Below are 19,648 nucleotides of genomic sequence, written 5' to 3' on the forward strand. Positions count from 1 at the left end.
CCGGCCGAGCGCGCGCCTACCGTGGGGACGTCATGACTGCCGAACCCCGCACGCCCGTCGAGCCCGAAGCGGCTCCCTCCGACCAGCCGGACCCGAACCGTTGGAAGGCCCTCGTCATCTGCCTCCTCGGTGGCGGGATCGTGCTGCTCGACGTCTCGATCGTCAACGTCGCGCTCCAGTCGATCTCGAAGGGGCTCCCCGGTGCCTCGCCCGAGGCGGTGCAGTGGATCCTCTCCGGGTACGCGCTGTCCTTCGGCCTGCTGCTCGTCCCGGGAGGCCGGCTCGGTGACGCCACCGGTCGACGCCGGATGTTCGTGATCGGCGTCGGCCTGTTCACGGTGGCGAGCGCGCTGTGCGGCTTCGCCCCGAACGGGATGGTGCTCGTCATCGCCCGCCTCGTGCAGGGCCTGGCCGGCGGGCTGCTCACGCCGCAGGTCACCGCGCTCATCCAGCAGCTGTTCCGCGGCAAGGAGCGCGGGACGGCGTTCGGGCTGTTCGGCGCGACCGTCGGCATCGCGACCGCGATCGGCCCGCTCGTCGGCGGCCTGCTCATCACGGCGTTCGGGACGGAGAACGGGTGGCGGTTCGTGTTCTTCGTGAACCTGCCCGTGGGACTCGTCACGATCCTCCTGGCCTTCCGCTACCTGCCCACCGACTCGCGTGCCGAGCGCGGACGGAAGCACGACTTCGACCCGGTGGGCATCGCGCTGCTCGGCGCCGCGGTGGTCGCGCTCCTGCTGCCGTTCGTGCAGTCCCAGGAGTGGAAGGGCACCGCGAAGTGGTGGCTCGTGGTCGCCGCCGTCGTGCTCGGCGTCGCGTTCGTCCTGTGGGAACGGCGCTACCAGCGCACGAAGGAGCCGGTGATCGACCTGCGGCTGTTCCGGCGTCGGTCGTTCTCGCTCGGCGTCGGACTGGCGACGGTCTACTTCGCCGGGTTCACCCCGCTCTTCTTCGTCCTGACGCTCGCCCTGCAGTCGGGGTTGCACTACTCGGCGCTCCTCGCCGGCCTGTCCTCGGTGTCCTTCGCGGTCGGGTCCGGGGTCGCGTCGACGATCGGCGGGCGCATCGTGCACCGGTTCGGTCGGCAGCTCATCGTCGTGGGGACGGTCCTCGTGCTGCTCGGCCTCGGCGGCGTGATCTGGGTGGTCGCCAACCACTACGAGTCGGACCTCGGCTGGTGGCTCGTCGCCCCGCTGCTCGTCGCCGGGATCGGGTCCGGCCTCACCATCTCGCCGAACCAGACGCTCACCCTGTCCGAGGTGCCGGTCGAGCAGGGCGGCTCGGCGGGAGGACTCATCCAGGTCGGCGCCCGAGTCGGGTCCGCGATCGGGATCGCGGCGGTCGGGAGCGTGTTCTACTCGACGCTCGCCGATTCGCGCGGGGACTACTCCGAGGGCCTGCCGCTCGCACTCGCGGTGTCGCTCGGCTTCGTCGCCGCGGCGCTCCTCGCGGGGATCGTCGACGTGGTGGTCGGCCGGGTGCGGGGGACCGAAGCGTCCGTGTAGGGCAGGCGGGCAGGCGGGCAGATGGGCAGGCGGGCAGGCGGGCAGGCGGGCAGACGGGCAGACGGGCGTGACCGCCCGTCGGCCCCGTCGGGTCCGTCAGTCCTGCTGGTCCGCCTCGACCGCGGCCCGCAGCCGGTCGAGGACGTCGGGCACCGCTGACCGCACCCGGCTCCAGCTCGGGATGAACGGCTTGTCGTTCGGGCGTGCGGTGAACGCGCCGCCGGCGTCGAGGATCGCCTTCGTGAAGAGCTCGACGGCCGCCTCTTCCGCGTGCTGGTCGAAGCCGAGGCCGTTCATCTCGGCTTCGTGCCGGTACACCTCGACGATGTCGAGCGCGTTCCGGTAGTACGTCGCCTTGAGGACCCGGAACGAGTCCGAGGTGAGCGGGACACCCATCGTCGCGAGCTTCCGGAGCAGCGACTGCACGATGTCGTTGCCCATCCGTGCGAGCCCGCCGCTGCCGTCGGCCTCGGCGAGGGGCTGGTGCTTGTGGTCGTACGCGTCGGCGATCTCCACCTGGCAGACCTGCCGGGTCGCGTAATCGCGGTACACCTCGGACAGCATGCCGATCTCGAGCCCCCAGTCGCCGGGGATCTTCAGCCCGTTGAGGACGTGCGCGCGCATCGCGAACTCGCCGGACAGCGGGTAGCGGAAGCTGCTGAGGTACTCGAGGTACTCGGACTCCCCGTAGACCTGGCGGAGGGACCGGAGCAGCGGTCCGACGAGCAGCCGCGCGGCCCGGCCGTTGATCCGGCCGTCGGCGACGCGGGCGTAGTAGCCCTTCGAGAACTCGTAGTCGAACGCCGGGTTGGCGAGCGGGTAGAGCATCCGGGCGAGCATGCCGCGGTCGTACGTGGTGATGTCGCAGTCGTGCAGGGCGATGGAGTCCGCCCGCTCGGACGCCAGGGCGTACCCGGTGCAGTACCAGACGTTCCGTCCCTTGCCCGGCTCGCCGGGTGCCAGGCCCTCGCGCTCCAGGTCGGCGTCGAGCTCGCGCAGCCGCGGGCCGTCGTTCCAGAGGATCCGGTGCCGCTGGGGCAGCCGCGAGAAGAACTCGCGGGCGTGTTCGAACTGGGAGCGGTCGGCCCGGTCGAGCCCGATCACGATCTCGCTGAGCCAGTCCGCCTCGGCCAGTTCGTCGACGATCCGCGACAGCGCCGGGCGCTCGAGCTCCGAGTACAGCGCCGGCAGGATGAGGCTCATCGGGCGCTTCTCGGCGAACCCGCGGAGGTCCTCCTCGATGCTCGCGGTGCTGCGACGGCTGAGGTCGTGGAACGTCGTGATGACGCCGTTCTGGTGGAAGTCGCTCATCGGTCGCTCCTCAGGAAGTGGGTGACGCCCTCGGCCCACCCGAGTGGGGCGGGGGCGGTGGTGCGGTGGACGCGCTCGGGTCGGTCGTCGGCGAGCGGTCCGGGTGCCGGGCCGTGGCCGCGGACGACGACGGCGAGGTCGACGGCGTCGAGCAGCTCGGTGTCGTTCGGTCCGTCGCCGAGCCCGATCGTGCGGGGGACGGTCCCCGTGCGACGCTCGTGGTCGTCGAGGAGCATCCGGATCGCGGCGCCCTTGTCGTGCCCGGCGGGCAGGACGTGCCAGAACCGCCCGCCCCGGACCAGCCCGTACCCGGCGGCGGCGAGCTGCTGGCGGAACGCGTCCGCGCGGTCGTCGTCGGCCGCGTGCCAGAGCAGGACCTCGGATGCCTCGCGCTGTCGAGCGGCGGCCGCGGCGTCGGGGGCGAGCCCGGTCCAGGCGGCGACGGTCTCGTCGGTGACGCCGGAGAACGTCGAGAACCCCAGGTCGAGTTCGTCGCGGATGCGGTCGAGTTCGGTGTGCATCCGGTCGAGGTCACCCGTTGCCGGTCCGGCCAGGACGCGCTCGCCACCGCCGACGACGACCGCCCCGTTCTCGGCGACGAAGGCCTGGCCGACCAGGCCGGTCCGCGCCTGCAGGGCGGTGATCTCCGACGGGGTCTTGCTGCTGCAGAACACCACGGGGACGCCGGCACGCCGGAGGCGCTCGAGCACCGGCACGGCGGCGTCGAACGAGTAGTCGTGGTGGTCGAGGAGCGTCCCGTCGAGGTCGGTGACGATCATCAGGTCGGGTGCAGGCATCGGGCTCCGGTCGCGGCTGGTCGGGCTGCGGGCGGCGGTGCCCCCGACCAGGGTGCCACGAGCGGGCGACGGTTCGGTGAACAGGGGGTGCTGTGGACACGCCCCGCCCGCCGACGGGGAGGCGGGTCAGGCCACCGTGGTCGGTTCCTCCGCGACGCTGAACCGCTCCACGAGCGTCCGCTTCAGCACCTTCCCGCTCGGCCCGAGGGGCAGGGCGTCGAGCACGTGCACCACGCGCGGGAACTTGTACGCCGCGATCTCGGCGGACACGAAGGCGACCAGTTCCTCGGGCGTCACGGTGGCCTCGGCGCGCAGCACCACGGCGGCCTCGATCTCCTGCCCGTGCAGCTCGTGGGGGACCCCGAACACGGCCGCCATGGTGACGTCCGGGTGGGTGGCGAGCACCTCTTCGACCTGCCGCGGGTACACGTTGTAGCCGTTGCGGATGATCATGTCCTTCGTCCGGTCGACGATCGTCAGGTAGCCGTCGTCGTCCTTCGTGCCGAGGTCGCCGGTCCGGAACCACCCGTCGACGATCGCCGCCGCGGTGTCCTCGGGTCGGTCGAGGTAGCCGTTCATGAGGTTGTGCCCGCGGATGACGAGCTCCCCGATCTCGCCGTGCGGCAGCAGCGTGATCGCGTCGGTCCGCTCGGGGTCGGCGATCTCGACGTCGACACCCCAGACCGGCGTGCCGATGGTGCCCGGTCGCGGGGCCCGTCCGACGTGGTTGAACGTCGCGACCGGTGAGGTCTCGGTGAGGCCGTAGCCCTCGTGGATCGGGGCGTCGAACACGGTCTGGAACCGCTCCAGCACGGCGAGCGGCAGGGAGGCGCCGCCGGAGATCGCGTAGCGCAGGGCCGGCCGGGCGTCGCTGCGGGTCGCGGCGTCGAGCAGTGCGATGTACATCGTCGGGACGCCCATGAAGATGCCGCACTCGTGCTCGACGAGGGCGGCGAGGGCTGCGTCGCCGTCGAACTTCGGCAGCATCACGATGGTCGCACCGGCGCGGAAGCCGGTGTTCATCGTGCAGGTCTGGCCGAAGGTGTGGAACAGGGGGAGCGCGCCGAGGAGCACGTCGCCGCGGCGCATGTCGAACGTGCTCATGAGGTTCGTGTTGACCTGCTCGAGCAGCGAGAAGTGCGAGCCCTCGGCGCCCTTCGGCTGCCCGGTCGTGCCGCTCGTGTAGAGGATCGTCGCCGTGTCGAACGGGTCGCGCGGCACGTAGGTGTCGAGCGGTTCGGCGGACTCGGCGAGCGACTCGAGCCGTTCGTGCTCGGTCTCGTCGGACCCGGCCGGAGCGAGGACGGTCACCACGTCGACCCCGGCGAGGGCCGCGCCCGCACCACCCTCGGCGAGGAGGGGAGCAGCACACACGAGCAGCATCGCGCCGCTGTCCCGCAGCACGTACTCGATCTCGTGCCGCTTCAGGAGCGCGTGCACCGGCACGACGACGGCCCCGAGCGCCAGCGTGGCGTAGTAGACCCGGGCGAAGTCGGCCACGTTCGGCACGAGCATCGCCACGCGGACACCCTCGGTCACGCCCTTCGCCTGCAGTGCGCCGGCGTACGCGAGCGTCTGTGCCCAGAGCTCCGCGTAGGTGGTGCGATGGTCGCCGACGATCACCGCGACGTCGTCCGGGTACCGGGCGGCCGACTCGGCGAGGATCGCCGCCACCGAGGCGGTGGCCCGCGACGGCCGCGGCGTCTCACCGTGTCGTTCGGTGGCCTGGTCGGCGAGGGGGTGGGTGCTGGTCATGCCGGTCTCCGTCTCCGTTGACGAGTGGTGCTTCCCGGATCATACGTCGGGGGCATCGCCGCCCGGTGTGACCAGTTCGGGCAGCGGTCAGTGGACCCAGACGTTCGGGGCGAGTTCCCGCAGTGCGTCGCTGCCGTGGTCCTCGAACCCGTCCGACACGAGGACGGTCTGGTGCCCGGCCTCGTCGAGCATGCTCGTGACGACCGAGGCCTTCGCCGTGGGTGTCGCGCCGCAGACCGAGTACGAGTCGACGCTGTCGCGGTCGGGGTTCCAGGCGATGAGGCACACGCCACCGTCCCGCTCCGCGGCGACCCAGTACCGCGTGCCCGCGTGTTCGACGGCGAAGCGCTGGCTGTTGGGCACCATCGTGTCCGGAGCCACCGTGCCGATGTCGTCGGGCAGCGCGTCGGTCGCGGCGAAGGCCCGTCCGAGGATCGCGAAGCGATCGGTCAGGTCGGCCGGGTCGGCTCGGGTGGCCGTCTCCGACGCCCGCGCCGACGATGTCGGGTCGGGGGCCGGGTCCGCCCCGCTGCACCCGGCCAGCGTCGCCGTCGTCACCGCTGCGCCCAGCGCCAGCACCAGCACACCCCACCGTGTCCGCATCGACTTCCCCCGTCTCGTGCTCGAACGCTAGCAGCGTGGGCGCGTCCGGCGGGTGGTGGACGCGTGGTCGTGTCGGCCTGGAGGCGCGGCACCCGCCGGCACCGCGCCTCCAGTCAGTCGCTGGTCGCGACCAGTGCACACGGCTCACGCCGTCTCGTGGTCACCGACCCGCAGGGCGGCGCGGAGGGCCGCGAGGGTCCGCGTGAGGTGCGCCACCTCGCCCGCGGGCAGCGCACCGAGCATCTCCGTCTCGAGCGCCGCGGCGACGTGGCGAGCGTCCTGGAGCGCGGCGCTCCCCGCGGGGGTGAGCAGCACGAGCCGCCGCCGGGCGTCCCCGGCGTCGGCCCGTCGCTCGATGAGCCCGCGCGTCTCCATCCGCCCGAGCATCTCGGTGAGCGTCGCCTTCGTCGTCGCGCTCGCCTCGCCCACGGCCTTCTGGTCGAGTCCGCCGGTGCCGTCGAGCGCCTCGAGCACGGCGTACTGCGGCTTCGTGAGGTCGGGGAGGCGCTCGGTCCAGCGCGCGCCGTGCTCCTGCAGGATCACGCGCATCAGGTGGAACGCGGTGTCGTCGAACACGGAGGCCTCCGGAGGTTGTAGTTCGTGTACGAACAGAGTACAGTCGGTCCGGACAGATCGTTCGTATACGAACAGAAAGGACGGCAATGCGACTCATCGTGGGCATGTCCGGAGCGACCGGGGCGCCGCTCGGCGTCGCACTCCTGCGCGCACTCCGCGAGATCCCCGAGGTCGAGACGCACCTCGTCCTCTCTCGCTGGGCCCGGACGACGATCGAGCTGGAGACCCCGTACTCGGTGGCCGAGGTGCGGGCGCTCGCCGACGTCGTGCACGGCTCGGGGGACCAGGCCGCGTCGATCAGCTCCGGCTCGTTCAGGACGGACGGGATGGTGATCATCCCGTGCAGCATGAAGACCCTCGCGGGCATCCGCGCCGGGTACGCCGACGAACTTCTCGGCCGGGCGGCGGACGTCGTCCTCAAGGAGCACCGGAAGCTCGTGCTCGTCCCGCGGGAGACGCCGCTCAGCGCGATCCACCTGCAGAACATGACGGCGCTCGCCGAACTCGGTGTCCGGATCGTCCCGCCGATGCCGGCGTTCTACAACCACCCGGAGACCGTCGACGACATCGTCGACCACGTCGTCGCCCGGGTCCTCGACCAGTTCGACCTGCCCCACCCCCGCGCCCGGCGCTGGGAGGGACTCCACGCGGAGCGCGACCGCCAGCTCGACCGCGCACGCGACGGCCAGCTCGACCGTCTCCCGGACGGCGCCCCGCACCCGCACGACACCCACCAACCAGGAAGGACATCCGATGCCGTTCGATGACCTGAGGTCGTTCCTCGACGCACTCGACGAACACGGCCAGCTGCTCCGCATCACCGACGAGGTGCAGGCCGAACCCGACCTCGCCGCCGCCGCGAACGCCGCCGGCCGGATCGGCGAGAACGCGCCCGGCCTCCTCTTCGACAACCTCCAGGGCTTCACCGACGCCACCGTCGCGCTGAACACCCTCGGCTCGTGGCCGAACCACGCGATCGCGATGGGCATGGACCCGCAGACGCCGACGCGCGAACAGGTCGCCGAGTTCATCCGCCGCTGGGACGCGTTCCCCGTCGCGCCCGAGCGCCGCGAAGACGCCCCCTGGCGCGAGAACACCGTCGAGGGCGATGACATCAACGTCTTCGACCTCCTGCCGCTCTTCCGCCTCAACGACGGCGACGGCGGGTTCTACCTCGACAAGGCCGCTGTCGTCTCCCGCGACCCGGACGACCCGGACAGCTTCGACAAGCAGAACGTCGGCATCTACCGCATGCAGGTCAAGGGCAAGCGTCGTCTCGCGATCCAGCCGGTGCCGGTGCACGACGTGGCGCTGCACCTGCACGCCGCCGAGGAGCGCGGCGAGGACCTCCCCATCGCGATCACGCTCGGCAACGACCCGATCATCACGCTGATGGCGTCGACCCCGCTCCGCTACGACCAGTCCGAGTACGAGATGGCCGGTGCGATCCGCCAGGCGCCGTACCCGATCGCGACGGCGCCCCTGACCGGCTTCGACGTCCCGTGGGGCTCGGAGGTCGTCATCGAGGGCGTCATCGAGGGCCGGAAGCGCGAGCTCGAGGGCCCGTTCGGCGAGTTCACCGGGCACTACTCCGGCGGCCACAGCATGCCGGTCATCCGCATCGACCGGATCTCGTACCGGACGAAGCCGGTGTTCGAGTCGCTGTACCTCGGCATGCCGTGGACCGAGGTCGACTACCTCATCGGGCCGGCGACCTGCGTCCCGCTCTACAAGCAGCTGAAGGCCGACTTCCCCGAGGTGCAGGCGGTGAACGCCATGTACACGCACGGCCTGCTCGCGATCGTGTCGACCAAGAAGCGCTACGGCGGCTTCGCGAAGGCCGTCGGGATGCGGGCGATGACGACCCCGCACGGTCTCGGCTACGTGAAGATGGTCATCGTCGTGGACGAGGACGTCGACCCCTTCAACCTGCCGCAGGTGATGTGGGCGCTGTCGACGAAGGTGAACCCGGCCGGCGACCTCGTGCAACTGCCGAACATGTCCGTGGTCGCCCTCGACCCGAGCTCCTCGCCGTCGGGCATCACCGACAAGCTCATCATCGACGCGACGACCCCGGTGGCCCCGGACGTCCGCGGCCACTTCAGCCAGCCCGCGCGGGACCTGCCCGAGACGGCCGCGTGGATCACCCGCCTCACGACCATGATCGGAGCCCAGCGATGACCGCCTCCCCGTCCCAGTCCGTCTGCCCCCGCTGCGGTGCCGAGGTGATCGAGACGATCGCCGTCAGTCCCGTCGCGGGCGTCTGGGAACTCCGCCAGTGCGAGCGGTGCCTGTACACGTGGCGCACCACCGAGCCCGCACGTCGGTCGGAGCGTGACGCCTACCCCGAGGCGTTCCGGCTGACCGAGGCGGACATGCAGCACGCCGAGGAGATCCCGCGCGTCCCGCCGCTGGTGGAACGGTGAACGACCGTCGCCCGACCCTGATGTGGGAGGCCGCGGCCGCCCCGGAGCGCCTCGACGACCTCGTCGCCTGGGTGCGGGCGGTCGCCCTACCCGAGCTCGGCTCGGACGACGCGCGGCTCTTCCGGTCGAACGACGACCGGGTGGTGGTCATCGCGTCGGTCGACGGCGAGGACCGGCCGCGGATCGCGGCCGACCCCGGTGACCTGGTGCGGCGGCCGCCGCACCAGTGGCGGTTCGACGAGATCTCCTGACCCGCGCCCTGGGCGCACGGTCCCACTGCCTGGAGGCGCGGTGCCAGCCGGCACCGCGCCTCCAGTCCGTCGGGTGGTCGCGACCAGTGCACCCCACCGGGCCACACGGTCGATACGGTGGTCCGCATGGCCACGTTCACGCCCCCTGCCGCCGACGCGATGCGCGCGAAGCTCCTGCTCGCCGCGCGTGACGAGTTCGCCGCGGTCGGGGTCGGTGCCGCCCGGATCGAACGCATCACCGCGGCCTCGTCGAGCAACAAGGCGCAGGTCTTCCACTACTTCGGCAGCAAGGAGGGGCTCTTCGACGCGCTCCTCGCGCAGACCGTGGCCGAGACCTTCGCCGAGGTGCCGCTCGACACCGACGACCTGCCGGAGTGGGCCGGCCGCCTGCACGACTCGTACGTGCGGCGGCCGTGGGCCCAGCGCATCGCGACCTGGCACCGCCTGGAGCGCGGTGCCGAAGCGCCGATCGAGGCCGTCGTCAGCAGCACCGCCGGGGCGGTCGAGGCGATCGAGCACGCGCAGCGCGCCGGTGTCCTGCCGCGCTCGCACCGGCCTGCGGTGCTGCTCGGACTCGTGCTCCACCTGGCCGCCTTCTGGAGCGCGACCGCGCCCGAGTTCGACCCACTCGTCACCGCGGTGGTGCCGGCGCGGCGGCGTCAGATCGTCGTGGACGCGGTGGGGTCGCTCCTCCGGAAGTGAGCTCGCCTGCCGCCGCGTCCGCGGATGGTCAGGCCGCCGCGCGTCCGTTTGCCTCCTCGATGAACGCGTGCGCCTCGGCGCTGCTGCCGATCGACACCGTGCGGCTGCCGAGGTCGGTTCCGGAGATCGTGACCGCGGCCGCACCGATCTCGTCGGTGGACACCCATCCCGGCTCGCCCTCGACGAAGCGGGTCCGGACCGGGCCGAGCTCCATCGCGTGGATGCGCTGCTCGGGGGACTCGGCGGCGAGGACGCGCTGCATCATGAGCAGCGCTGCCTGCTCCATGCTCACCAGGCCGCTGCCCGGCACCGGGAACTCGGCCGACTGCCCGACGACCACGATGTAGGCGCCGGTGCCGTCCAAGCGCGGGATCGTCGCCCGCGCGATCGCCATGTGCGCCGTGGTGAGGTCGGTGAAGGCGCTCGCCCAGTCGTCCTCGCCGATCTCCGTCAGCGGGCCGCCCTGCCACCAGCCGCCGACCGGGACCACCACGTCGTCGATGCCGCCGCGCCGCGTCGTCATCTCCTCGACGAGGGCCGCTGCGCCGGCGAAGGTGGTGTAGTCGTGCGTCGGCAGGTGGAGGAGCGGCGAGGTGCCGAGTGCGCCGAGGGTGGCGCGGAGGGCTTCGCCACGCTCGGTCGTGCGGGTCGGGACGACGACGTCGGCGCCGGCCTGCAGGTAGGCGCGGACGATGCCCTCGCCGACGCCGCCCGTCCCGCCGGGGACGAGGACGCGGCGCCCGGTGAGGTCGTGGGACGTGCTGGTGCGTGCGGTGGTGTCGGACATTCGAACTCCTTGGTTGAACCAATGTTGGCATGACCAACGATACTTCATTCCGTTGGTTCTGCCAACTGTTAGGCTCGTGCGCATGGAAGCAGGCATCCGTCCGCCGGCAGCGCTCCGCGGTCTCGTGAGCTGGCAGGCTGGCCGCGTCGCCACGATCGGGGCCCGGCTCACCGCGCAGCACATGCCCGTCGAGGCGCGCTCCGACTTCGCCGTCCTCGCGGCACTCGACGAGCACGGACCGCTCAGCCAGGCGGACCTCGGACGGCTGCTCGGGCTCGACCGGAACAACGTGAACGGGATCGTCGTCCGGCTCGACACGGCCCGGGCGCTCACCCGCGAACCGGATCCGAGTGATCGGCGGCGGAACGTCGTCACGATCACGGATGCCGGGCGCGCGCGGTTCGAGGACCTGCGGGAGCGGGCTGCGGCGGTGCAGGCCGAGTTGCTCGCAGGGCTCGACGACGGGCAGCGTGAGACCCTCGTCGGATTGCTCGACGCGGTGCTGGCGACGCACCCCGCGCAGCCGGCCTGAGCCTTCCGCCGGTCGGGGCCGGTGGTCTGCGGTTGGCGGTCGATGGTTGGCGGTCGGTGGTCTCGTGGTCGGGCCGGCTCGGGGTTCAGTGCGCCGGGAGGGGCACCCCGGTCGCGGACGCGAGCGCGTCGAGCAGCGCCTGTCGGAACCGTGGGTCCGAGACCGCGGGGTGCGGCTGCTGCTGGTGCCCGTGGAACCAGTACGCGCCGCTCGTCGAGCCCTCCGCGCCGGTCACGAGTCGCTCCTGCGTCCGGTGCCCGAGCGTGAAGTCGTCCGGGGCGTTCCGGCCGCCCATCTTCGTCGGCACCCACCCCGGGTCGACCGATGCCGTCAGCACCTCGGGCCAGCGCTCGGCGACGGCGGCCGCCAGGGCGGTGACGAACAGCTTGCTGTCGGAGTAGGAGTTCGACTCGGTGCGACCGCTCCAGTCCACCGGCCGGAGTTCGGCCCGGCCACCGCGGTGCATGCCGCTGCTCAGGTACACGTGCCGGGTCGGCGCGGACAGCAGCGCGGTGAACAGGTACGGGGCGACGACGTTGACCGGGATCACCCCGCGGCCGGACAGCACGCCGGCGTTGTGCACGACACCGTCGACGGGCTCGCCGGCAGCCAGCGTGTCGACGGCCGCGAGCACGTCGTCACGGTCGCCGAGGTCGGCGACGACGAGGCCGGCACCCTGCTCGACGAGGTCAGCGACCGCGCTGGCGCGTCCCTGGTTGCGGGCGTGCACCGTGACGCGGTGTCCGTCGCGGAGCAGCGTCTCGGCGGTGGCGCGACCGAGCCCGTCGGTCGAGCCGGTCACCAGGATGTGTGCCATGTCGTCGTCCTGTCGTCGTGTCGTCGTGTCGTCGTTTCTCAGTGTGCGAACGAGTGTCGTCCCGCGAGGGTCAGCGCGAGTGCCGCCAGGCCGAGGACGGCCATGAAGACCGCCAGCACGAGTCCGCCGGAGACACCGAGGAGCAGCGCGCCGACGAGCCCGGCGGCGAAGATCGCGAGGTTGAACGCGACCGGCAGGAACGCGTTCGCGAGGTCCGAGTTCGCCCCGCCGGCGAGGGTGAGGGCGCTCTGCAGCTGCGGGGCGGCACCGCCGAAGGTCACGCCCCACAGCGCGGCGGAGACGAGGACGACCGCCGGCGAGCCGTGCCCGACGACGAGCAGGACCGCGGCGACGACGAAGCCCGCGATGCTCGCCCGGAGGAGCGGCCGGGGGTACCGGTCGATCAGGGCCGCGGTCAGGACCACCCCGCCGATCGACGCGACGCCGTAGACCAGCAGGACCAGGTCGGCGCCGAGGCCCGAGCCGCTGTCGCGGAGGAAGGGCGCGATGTACGTGTAGATCGTGTTGTGGCCGAGCATCCAGACGAAGATGACCGCGAGCACGATCGGGACGCCGCGGAGCAGGAACACCCGCAGCAGGGGGAGCCGTTCACCCGCGGCCTGGCCGGGCACGTCCGGCACGATGAGCGCGATCACGACGAGCAGGACGAGCCCGAGCAGCGACAGACCGGCGAAGGACCAGCGCCAGTCGAGGACGCCACCGACCCAGGCCCCGAGCGGGGTGCCGAGCGCGAAGCCGACGGGTGCGCCGGTCGAGACGACCGCCAGTGCGAGGCCGCCGCGGTTCGCCGGGCTGATCCGACGCCCGTACGCCGCGAGCATGCCCCACAGGATGCCGGTGAACGCCCCGCCCGCGAACCGGGACACGAGCGAGACCACGACGTCGGACGAGATCGCCGTCACCACGTTCGCGAGCACCAGGCACCCCAGCGTCATGAGGAGGAGCGGCTTCCGGCGCATGCCCCGCGTGTACGTGATCGCGGGCACGGTGACCAGCACCGTCCCGAGCGCCCAGACGCTGATGAACTGTCCGATGACGCCCTCGCCGGTGTCGAGGTCGTGCGCCATCAGCGGCAGGAGTCCGGCGGGCATGGTCTCGGCGGACAGCAGCACGAAGCCGATCCCCGCCAGCGCGATGAGGGCGGCCCAGGGCACACGGGTGGGGCTGCTGTCGGTGCTGGGACGCGTGGCCGCGGCGGTCGTCATCGCACTCCGTTCCGGTCGTCGATCGTCGGCCGTCCCGGGTGGTGGCGACCGTGCGGCAACGGTACGGCCGGGGGTTCGGCGAGCGAGAGGTTCCGTCGGAACACCCCTTCCGAGAACCCCCTTCCCGTGCTCAGGCGCCGGGCAGCGCGACCTCGCGCTCGTGGTCCCAGGGTTCGGCCCAGCCGAGTCGCTCGAACAGCGCGTCGAGCAGCATCGCGGTGAACCCCCACACGACGTGCGTCTCGCCGGCCGCCTCGATCGTGAACGCCGGCCCACGCCACTCGCGCCCGCCGCGACGGATCACGGTGACGCCGCGGTGCGCGGGGTCCAGCAGGTCCGCCACCGGTGCCCGGAAGACGGCGGCTGACTCGGCTTCGTCGACGACGCGCACGGGCGAGGTCTCCCGCCACCACCCGAGCACCGGCGTGACCAGGTGGCGGGAGAACTCGAGGGGCACGGGGTCCATCGTGCCGAGGACGTCCACCCCCGTCGGGTCGAGGCCGGTCTCCTCGCGGGCCTCGCGCAGTGCCGCGGCCGTGGGGTCGGCGTCACCGGGGTCGATCCGCCCGCCGGGGAAGGCCACCTGCCCGGGGTGGGTGCGGAGGGTCGCGGCGCGGGCGAGCAACAGCACGTCGAGGTCGCGGGGGACCCGCTCGTCCTCCGCAGCGCGATCGCTCGGCACGGTGTCGAGCGCTCCGAACAGGATGAGGACCGCTGCGCTCCGGGACGCCTCGGCCACCGGCATCGCCGGGACGAGCGGGGACCCGACCACCGCGGACAGCTGCTGCCGGACCGTCATCACCCGGTCAGCCTAGGCGTCACCGCCAGAACGCTGCCACGTGCTCGGCGACCGCTGTCCCGAGGGCGTGCCCTCCCTGCGCGGCGTCGGGTCGGAGCGACGGGTCCATCGCGTTCGGTCCGAACAGGTGCTCGTCCGCATCGGTGGGGAAGACCGTCTCGACCCGGCTTCCGGCCGTGCGGAGCTCATCGACCTGCGCGGCGAGCTGCATGCCCCAGCCCAGCGGATGCATCGTCCGGCCGCTGAACGGTGACAGGACGAGGACCCGCTCGTACCCCGCGGCCAGGTCGGCGTTCTCGTTCCGCCGGTAGCCACCGTCGATGAACCAGCGGCCGCCGATCGGGTACGGGAGCCCGCTCGAACAGCTCGCTGCGACGGCGTCGGCGACGTCCACGCCACTGGTGCGGTCGAACACCACACCCTCGCCCGTCGATGCGTCGACCGCGGTGATGGCGACGTCGTTCGGGGGCCACTCGGCGGAGGGGAGCCGAGCGGCGACGATCGCACGCCAACGAGCGGGCCACGACCCGTCCGAGGCTGCTTCGAGCTCGAGTGCTGCGGCACCCATCCGGCGCCGCATGTCGGCGGCGTCCGCCGACGCCGCGATGACTGCGCGGAAGCGGTCGAGCTGGCTCGTCACCGGGCGGTGCAGCGGCGCTGGCCGAGGTGGCGCAGGGACGACGGTCAGTGCCTGGTCGAACAGATCGGACGGCGCCGCGCCGGCGAACTGCACGGCCGCGGTCGATCCGGCCGACGTGCCGATGGTGCGGTCGGCGTCGGTGACGTCGAGGCCGGCGTCGGCGAGACCGGCCACGACGCCGACGAGCCAGGCGTTGCCGGTGGAACCGCCGCCGCCGAGGACCAGGGCGCGACTGCCCCGGACGGGTGTGGGTGTGGTGTGCATGGGAGAAGCCCTTCGCGGATGTGATCCGGCGCTCCCAGGGGCGGCTCGACTAGTGCGGTCGCTCGATCGTGGACGGTGCGGGAGCGCCCACTGCTGTTGCTGACATGGGACTCACCTCCTGACGTCGGATCACGATCACCGAGAAGATACACCTCGGCGCGGACCGTGCTCCGCTCAGCGCCGCCGTTGCTGCGCCTGGCGGAGCGCCACCACGACCTCGTCGAGGAAGTCGTCGACCTCGCCCTGCGCGTAGCCCTCGCGCCATGCGGTCGGGGTGAACCGAGCGTTCGTGACCTCCTCGGGCGTGAGCGGCTCGACCGGCCGACCCTGCTCGTACCCGGCGAGCGTGGCGTGGACCCGGTCGAGGAAGGTGTCGACCTCCCCCTGGTCGTAGCCCTGCCGGAACTTGGTCGGCCGGAACCGCTTCGCGGTGACGTCGGATGCGAGCATGGTGTCCCCCTCGTGCTTGCGTACGGCCGCCATCCTGCCATGCCCGAGCGCGGTCGTCAGGGGTCAGGGCGTCAGGACCGACCGGTAGACCTCGACGAGCTGCTCGGTGGGCTGTTCGACCCGGTCGCGTGCGGCGAGCATCGCTTCGGAGGCCCGGGTGATCGCTCCGGGGGTGGCGCGCAGGCGCCTCACCTCGGCCACGAGCCCGGACGCGTCCGGCGTCGGCGCCAGGAACCCGCCCGCGGGCGGCACCACTTCGGCGAGGTCCGGGTCGCAGTGGAGGACGGGCAGGCCGGTCGCGATCGCCTCGAGCATGACCATCGGCTGGTTGTCGAAGTCGAACGAGCTCGACACGAGCAGGTGCGCCGATCGCATCGCCGCGAGGACGTCCTGGTGCGGTGCCGAGCCGTGCAGGGTCACCGGAGCGCCCCGAGCGGCGCGGGCGAGTGCCGACCGTGCGACCCCGTCGCCGTAGACGTCGACCTGCACACGGTCGCCGAACGACTGCGCGGCGCGGACGAGCACGTCCGGACGTTTCTCCGGCGACAGCCGACCAACCCACACGATCCGGAGGGGCTCGTCCGGTCGCAGTGTGCGGACCTCGGCAGCGTCGATCGCCTCCAGCACGGACGACTCGATGCCGTTCGTCAAGACGGTCACGGGCGTCCGGACCCCGCGGTCGACGAGCTTCGCGGCGAAGTGCGCGGACGGCACCACGACGTGGGCGCTGGCCCGGGACTGCGCGAGCATCACCCGCCACATCCGTCGGCCGGTCCGCGTCGCGGTGTACGGGGTGTCCGCTGCCACCCGGATGCCCGCGGCGCTGACCTGCCGTCCGTGCAGCCACGCCAGCAGGACGGTCGTCACGGCGGGGACCGGCAGGACGTTCCGCGTGTAGACGTCGATCCGGCCGTGCATCGTGTGCACGACCGGGATGCCGAGGTCGTGGGCGGCCCGGAGACCGCCGAGGGCGGCGAACATCTCCGAGTGGGTGTGCACGACGTCGATCCGGCGCTGGGCGAACTCGCGGCGGAGGACGGCCCGCAGCCGCCCCGGTGACCAGGCGAACGGGTACCCGTCCGGCCGGAAGACGCCGGAGACGGGGAGCGCCACGACGCCCGGGTCGGTGGACGGCCCGGCCAGCGGGCAGAAGACGACCGCCTCGTGTCCGGCGTCGCGGAGGCTCTCGGCCAGGGCCCGCACGGCGGTCTGGACGCCGCCGAGCGTCGGCAGGTAGTAGTCGGTGACGAGGGCGATCCGCACACGAGCGAGCCTAGGGCGCGGCCGAGACGGACCGCCGAGACGGACGGCCGCGGCGGACGGCAGCGACCTGCGGCGGGGACGAGTCGCCGGTGGCGTGGCCCGCTCCGGTGCCGCCTAGGATCGGGGACATGGGGGAGAGTGCGCTCGTCACGGGCGCCAGCGGGTTCCTCGGCGGCCACGTCGTCCGGGACCTGCGGGCGCACGGCTACGCGGTGACGGCTGCGGGACGTCGAGCAGAGGCGCTGCCCGACGGGCCGACGTTCGTGGGCGACCTCGACGCCCTCGCCGGTGCCGACGTCGCGGCGGACGTCGTCGTGCACTGCGCCGCGCTGTCCTCGCCCTGGGGTCGCTGGTCGGAGTTCGAGCACGCGAACGTCACCGGGACGGCGCGGGTCCTGGAGTACGCCCGCCGCGTCGGAGCACGGCGCCTGGTGCACGTCTCGTCGCCCGGCATCTACGCGGCACCCCGCGACCGGCTCGCCATCCGCGAGCACGAGGTCGATCCGAGCCGCCCCATGAACCACTACATCCGTTCGAAGCTGCACGCCGAGGCGCTGCTCCGAGCCGCGTCCGCCGACCCCACCGGGCCCGAGGTCGTCGTGCTCCGCCCCCGCGGCATCATCGGGGCCGGTGATCCCGGCCTCGTGCCGAGGCTGCTCCGGGTGCACGAGCGCGTCGGCGTCCCGCTCCTGCACGGCGGTCGTGGGCTCGTCGACCTCACCGCGGTGGAGAACGTGGCGCTCGCCGTCCGGCTCGCCGCCGAGGTGCCCGGCGCGGCGGGCACGGCGTTCAACATCACGAACGGCGATCCCCGGCCGTTCGTGTCGCTGCTCGACCAGCTGCTCACCGGGCTCGGCCTGCCGCTCCGCCACCGTCGCCTGCCGGCCGAACTCGTGTACGGCGTGGCCGGGGTGCTCGAGGCCGTGTGCGGAGTCCTCCCCGGACGCCCGGAGCCGCCCGTGACCCGGTACACGGTGTCGACGATCACGCACTCGCAGACCCTCGACATCAGCCGCGCGCGGGAGGTCCTCGGCTACGAGCCCGTCGTGACGGTCGACGAGAGCCTGGCGAGCTACGCCGAGGCGTACTCCGCGACCCCCGGCGGTGCTGCCCGTGGGTAGCCTCCGCGCGATCGCGTGCGGCTGGACCACGCACGGCGTGCACCAGCTGCTCCGCGGCGCTCCGCGTGAGCGCCGGGTCTTCCCGGCGAACGCCTTCCTGTACGAGGAGGGCGAGCGCCGGGTGCTGTTCGACACCGGGTACGCGCCGTTCCCGTGGCGCACCGGGCTGGCCGGCTGGGCGTACCGGCGCCTCCTGCCGCCGACGGTCCCCGCGGGCGCGAGCATCGGCGAGCAGCTCGACGCGGACACCGTGACCCACGTCGTCCTGTCGCACCTGCACCCGGACCACATCGGCGGTCTCGGGGCGTTCCCGCACGCCACCGTGGTCGTGACGGAAGCCGTCCGCCGGACGATCGCGTCGCCGACGCTGCGCGCGGGTGTGCTCGACGGACTGCTGCCCACCGGGCTCGCACCGCGCCTCCAGGTCGTCCCGGAGACGGCGTTCCGGACCCGCGGGACGGACGCAGCCACGGACACTTCCGCGACCGCCGCCCTCCGCACCGCCGACCTGTTCGGCGACGGCGCCTACCGGCTCGTCGACCTGCCCGGCCACGCTGCCGGGCACGTCGGCGCGCTCGTCGAGGGCCGGGCACTGCTCGCCGGCGACGCCGCGTGGGGACGCGACCTGCTCGGCGAGGAGCACCGCATCCGCGCGGTGCCGCGCGCCGTCGCGCACGACGACGCCGCCCAGGCCGCGACCGCACGCCTGCTGCTGGACGTCGAACGGCAAGGCGTGCGACTGCTCTTCAGTCATGACGACCACCGGACGGACGTCGACATGCTCAGCAGCGACGACGCGGCTGACGACGAACCGGCCGCCCACGCGGCGGACGACGACCCGGCCGACCACGCGGCCGACGAAGGGGGACCATCATGAGGAGTTGCCGCATCAGCGGGTGGGGGACGTACCTGCCGGAGACCACGGTGACGTTCCCGTCGCGGTCAGGCGAGGTCACGCGGTACCGCATCGCGGACGACGTCTCGCAGCTCGACATGCTCGCCACCGCCGCCGCGGACGCGATCCGCCGCGCGGGGCTCGAGCCCGAGGACGTCGACTGCGTCATCGCCGCGTGCGCCGCCGGCGTGCAGCCGATCCCGTGCACCGCCGCCCTCGTCATGGAGCGCGTCGCACCCGGAGCACGAGCCGCCGCCCTCGACGTCAACTCGACCTGCACGAGCTTCATCACCGCCGTCGACATCGCGTCGCGCTACCTGGCGGACGGGGAGTACGAACGGATCCTCATCGTGTCTGGGGACGTCGGGACACGCTTCCTCGACCCGGAGCAGCGCGAGTCGTTCGAGCTGTTCTCCGACGCCGCCGCGGCGGTCGTGCTGACCCGTGGCGACGCCGGGCAGGGGGTCCTCGCGAACCTGCAGCAGACGTGGCCGGAGCACGCCCACGACACCGAGCTCCGTGGCGGGTTGTCGCGGTTCCCGGCGCACGACTACGCGGACGGCGACCCGGCCGACTACCGGTTCGACATGCACGGCCGCCGGGCGCTGATGGGCATGCTCACGGTCCTGCCGCCGTTCTTCGACCGGTTCTTCGAGAAGGCGGGGTTCGGGCTCGAGGACGTCGACCTGGTGGTCCCGCACCAGGCGAGCGGCGCGCTCGGCATCGCGATGCGACGCATCGGCATCCCGCGGGACGCCTACGTCGACGCGGTCGCCGAGTACGGGAACATGGTGTCGTCCTCGGTGCCGTTCACGCTGGCGCGGTGCCTCGACGACGGTCGGGTCGGGCCCGGGGACACCGTGCTGCTGTGCGGTACGGCTGCGGGCCTCACCGCGAACGCGCTGGCGCTGCGGCTCTAGACGGGACG

Annotated in this window: 21 protein-coding genes and 2 pseudogenes; 10 read left to right on the forward strand and 13 right to left on the reverse strand. The window is 72.6% G+C overall.

Going from position 1 to position 19,648, the window contains the following annotated elements; genetic code table 11:
* Window positions 1–32: 32 nt before the first annotated feature.
* Complete coding sequence (locus BLT36_RS09645) at window positions 33–1,505, forward strand: MFS transporter (RefSeq protein ID WP_092094672.1); 1,473 nt, start codon at window positions 33–35, stop codon at window positions 1,503–1,505.
* A gap of 96 nt (window positions 1,506–1,601) precedes the next feature.
* On the opposite strand, the gene BLT36_RS09650 is transcribed toward BLT36_RS09645, so the two are convergent.
* From BLT36_RS09650 to BLT36_RS09670, 5 genes are all read right to left on the reverse strand, one after another.
* Window positions 1,602–2,816: a glycosyltransferase family protein gene (locus tag BLT36_RS09650; RefSeq protein WP_092094674.1), complete on the reverse strand. Its 1,215-nt coding sequence runs from the start codon at window positions 2,814–2,816 to the stop codon at window positions 1,602–1,604.
* A complete protein-coding gene (locus tag BLT36_RS09655) occupies window positions 2,813–3,613 on the reverse strand; it encodes an HAD-IIB family hydrolase (protein WP_092094676.1) in 801 nt (266 codons plus the stop codon). Before BLT36_RS09655 ends, BLT36_RS09650 begins: the two co-directional genes overlap by 4 nt.
* Before the next feature lie 126 nt (window positions 3,614–3,739).
* The gene (locus BLT36_RS09660) at window positions 3,740–5,368 is read right to left on the reverse strand and encodes a long-chain-fatty-acid--CoA ligase (RefSeq protein WP_092094678.1); all 1,629 of its coding nucleotides are present in this window, start codon (window positions 5,366–5,368) and stop codon (window positions 3,740–3,742) included.
* A gap of 87 nt (window positions 5,369–5,455) precedes the next feature.
* Window positions 5,456–5,971 carry a hypothetical protein gene (locus BLT36_RS09665; RefSeq protein WP_139166433.1) on the reverse strand — a complete coding sequence of 172 codons (516 nt, stop codon included), beginning with the start codon at window positions 5,969–5,971 and terminating at the stop codon, window positions 5,456–5,458.
* Window positions 5,972–6,115: 144 nt separating this feature from the next.
* A complete protein-coding gene (locus BLT36_RS09670; RefSeq protein WP_217638289.1) occupies window positions 6,116–6,547 on the reverse strand; it encodes a MarR family winged helix-turn-helix transcriptional regulator in 432 nt (143 codons plus the stop codon).
* 86 nt (window positions 6,548–6,633) lie between these two features.
* Between BLT36_RS09670 and BLT36_RS09675 the strand changes: the two genes are divergently transcribed.
* The 5 genes from BLT36_RS09675 (at window position 6,634) to BLT36_RS09695 (ending at window position 9,926) form a co-directional block, all read left to right on the forward strand.
* The gene (locus BLT36_RS09675; RefSeq protein WP_092094682.1) at window positions 6,634–7,314 is read left to right on the forward strand and encodes a non-oxidative hydroxyarylic acid decarboxylases subunit B; all 681 of its coding nucleotides are present in this window, start codon (window positions 6,634–6,636) and stop codon (window positions 7,312–7,314) included.
* Window positions 7,301–8,728, forward strand: coding sequence for a non-oxidative hydroxyarylic acid decarboxylases subunit C (locus tag BLT36_RS09680; protein WP_092094684.1), 1,428 nt, complete (start codon window positions 7,301–7,303; stop codon window positions 8,726–8,728). Before BLT36_RS09675 ends, BLT36_RS09680 begins: the two co-directional genes overlap by 14 nt.
* Window positions 8,725–8,973, forward strand: a complete 249-nt coding sequence (locus BLT36_RS09685; RefSeq protein ID WP_092094686.1) for a non-oxidative hydroxyarylic acid decarboxylases subunit D — start codon at window positions 8,725–8,727, stop codon at window positions 8,971–8,973. The genes BLT36_RS09680 and BLT36_RS09685 overlap by 4 nt, the downstream gene beginning before the upstream one ends.
* Entirely contained in the window at window positions 8,970–9,224 is a 255-nt protein-coding gene (locus BLT36_RS09690; protein WP_217638290.1) for a hypothetical protein, read from the forward strand. Before BLT36_RS09685 ends, BLT36_RS09690 begins: the two co-directional genes overlap by 4 nt.
* Before the next feature lie 126 nt (window positions 9,225–9,350).
* Window positions 9,351–9,926, forward strand: coding sequence for a TetR/AcrR family transcriptional regulator (locus BLT36_RS09695; protein ID WP_092094688.1), 576 nt, complete (start codon window positions 9,351–9,353; stop codon window positions 9,924–9,926).
* Between the two features lie 28 nt (window positions 9,927–9,954).
* On the opposite strand, the gene BLT36_RS09700 is transcribed toward BLT36_RS09695, so the two are convergent.
* On the reverse strand, window positions 9,955–10,713 hold the full coding sequence (locus BLT36_RS09700) for an SDR family NAD(P)-dependent oxidoreductase (RefSeq protein ID WP_175529590.1): 759 nt from the start codon (window positions 10,711–10,713) through the stop codon (window positions 9,955–9,957).
* An 82-nt stretch (window positions 10,714–10,795) separates the two neighbouring features.
* Between BLT36_RS09700 and BLT36_RS18385 the strand changes: the two genes are divergently transcribed.
* Window positions 10,796–11,245: a MarR family winged helix-turn-helix transcriptional regulator gene (locus BLT36_RS18385; protein WP_175529591.1), complete on the forward strand. Its 450-nt coding sequence runs from the start codon at window positions 10,796–10,798 to the stop codon at window positions 11,243–11,245.
* An 85-nt stretch (window positions 11,246–11,330) separates the two neighbouring features.
* On the opposite strand, the gene BLT36_RS09705 is transcribed toward BLT36_RS18385, so the two are convergent.
* From BLT36_RS09705 to BLT36_RS09730, 7 genes and pseudogenes are all read right to left on the reverse strand, one after another.
* A complete protein-coding gene (locus BLT36_RS09705) occupies window positions 11,331–12,062 on the reverse strand; it encodes an SDR family NAD(P)-dependent oxidoreductase (RefSeq protein WP_092094692.1) in 732 nt (243 codons plus the stop codon).
* 38 nt (window positions 12,063–12,100) lie between these two features.
* A complete protein-coding gene (locus tag BLT36_RS09710) occupies window positions 12,101–13,288 on the reverse strand; it encodes an MFS transporter (RefSeq protein WP_092094694.1) in 1,188 nt (395 codons plus the stop codon).
* Between the two features lie 130 nt (window positions 13,289–13,418).
* Window positions 13,419–14,033, reverse strand: coding sequence for an NUDIX hydrolase (locus tag BLT36_RS09715; protein WP_254787619.1), 615 nt, complete (start codon window positions 14,031–14,033; stop codon window positions 13,419–13,421).
* Between the two features lie 73 nt (window positions 14,034–14,106).
* Window positions 14,107–14,991, reverse strand: a complete 885-nt coding sequence (locus BLT36_RS09720) for a patatin-like phospholipase family protein (RefSeq protein WP_092094698.1) — start codon at window positions 14,989–14,991, stop codon at window positions 14,107–14,109.
* Between the two features lie 195 nt (window positions 14,992–15,186).
* Window positions 15,187–15,300 (reverse strand): annotated as a pseudogene (locus BLT36_RS19010) (DivIVA domain-containing protein); the annotation flags it as partial.
* Window positions 15,301–15,345: 45 nt separating this feature from the next.
* A pseudogene (locus BLT36_RS19015) lies at window positions 15,346–15,441 on the reverse strand (DivIVA domain-containing protein); the annotation flags it as partial.
* Between the two features lie 63 nt (window positions 15,442–15,504).
* Window positions 15,505–16,704 (reverse strand): glycosyltransferase, encoded by a 1,200-nt coding sequence (locus tag BLT36_RS09730; protein ID WP_092094702.1) that lies wholly within the window; start codon window positions 16,702–16,704, stop codon window positions 15,505–15,507.
* Window positions 16,705–16,832: 128 nt separating this feature from the next.
* On the opposite strand from BLT36_RS09730, the gene BLT36_RS09735 reads away from it, so the two are divergent.
* From BLT36_RS09735 to BLT36_RS09745, 3 genes are read left to right on the forward strand one after another with little or no spacing between them, the layout of a single operon-like run.
* The gene (locus BLT36_RS09735) at window positions 16,833–17,825 is read left to right on the forward strand and encodes an NAD-dependent epimerase/dehydratase family protein (protein ID WP_092094704.1); all 993 of its coding nucleotides are present in this window, start codon (window positions 16,833–16,835) and stop codon (window positions 17,823–17,825) included.
* Window positions 17,818–18,702: an MBL fold metallo-hydrolase gene (locus BLT36_RS09740; protein WP_175529593.1), complete on the forward strand. Its 885-nt coding sequence runs from the start codon at window positions 17,818–17,820 to the stop codon at window positions 18,700–18,702. Before BLT36_RS09735 ends, BLT36_RS09740 begins: the two co-directional genes overlap by 8 nt.
* Entirely contained in the window at window positions 18,699–19,640 is a 942-nt protein-coding gene (locus BLT36_RS09745; protein WP_092094708.1) for a 3-oxoacyl-[acyl-carrier-protein] synthase III C-terminal domain-containing protein, read from the forward strand. The genes BLT36_RS09740 and BLT36_RS09745 overlap by 4 nt, the downstream gene beginning before the upstream one ends.
* Window positions 19,641–19,648 lie beyond the last annotated feature (8 nt).

The organism is Curtobacterium sp. UNCCL20, from assembly GCF_900101675.1.
Taxonomy (GTDB): domain Bacteria; phylum Actinomycetota; class Actinomycetes; order Actinomycetales; family Microbacteriaceae; genus Curtobacterium.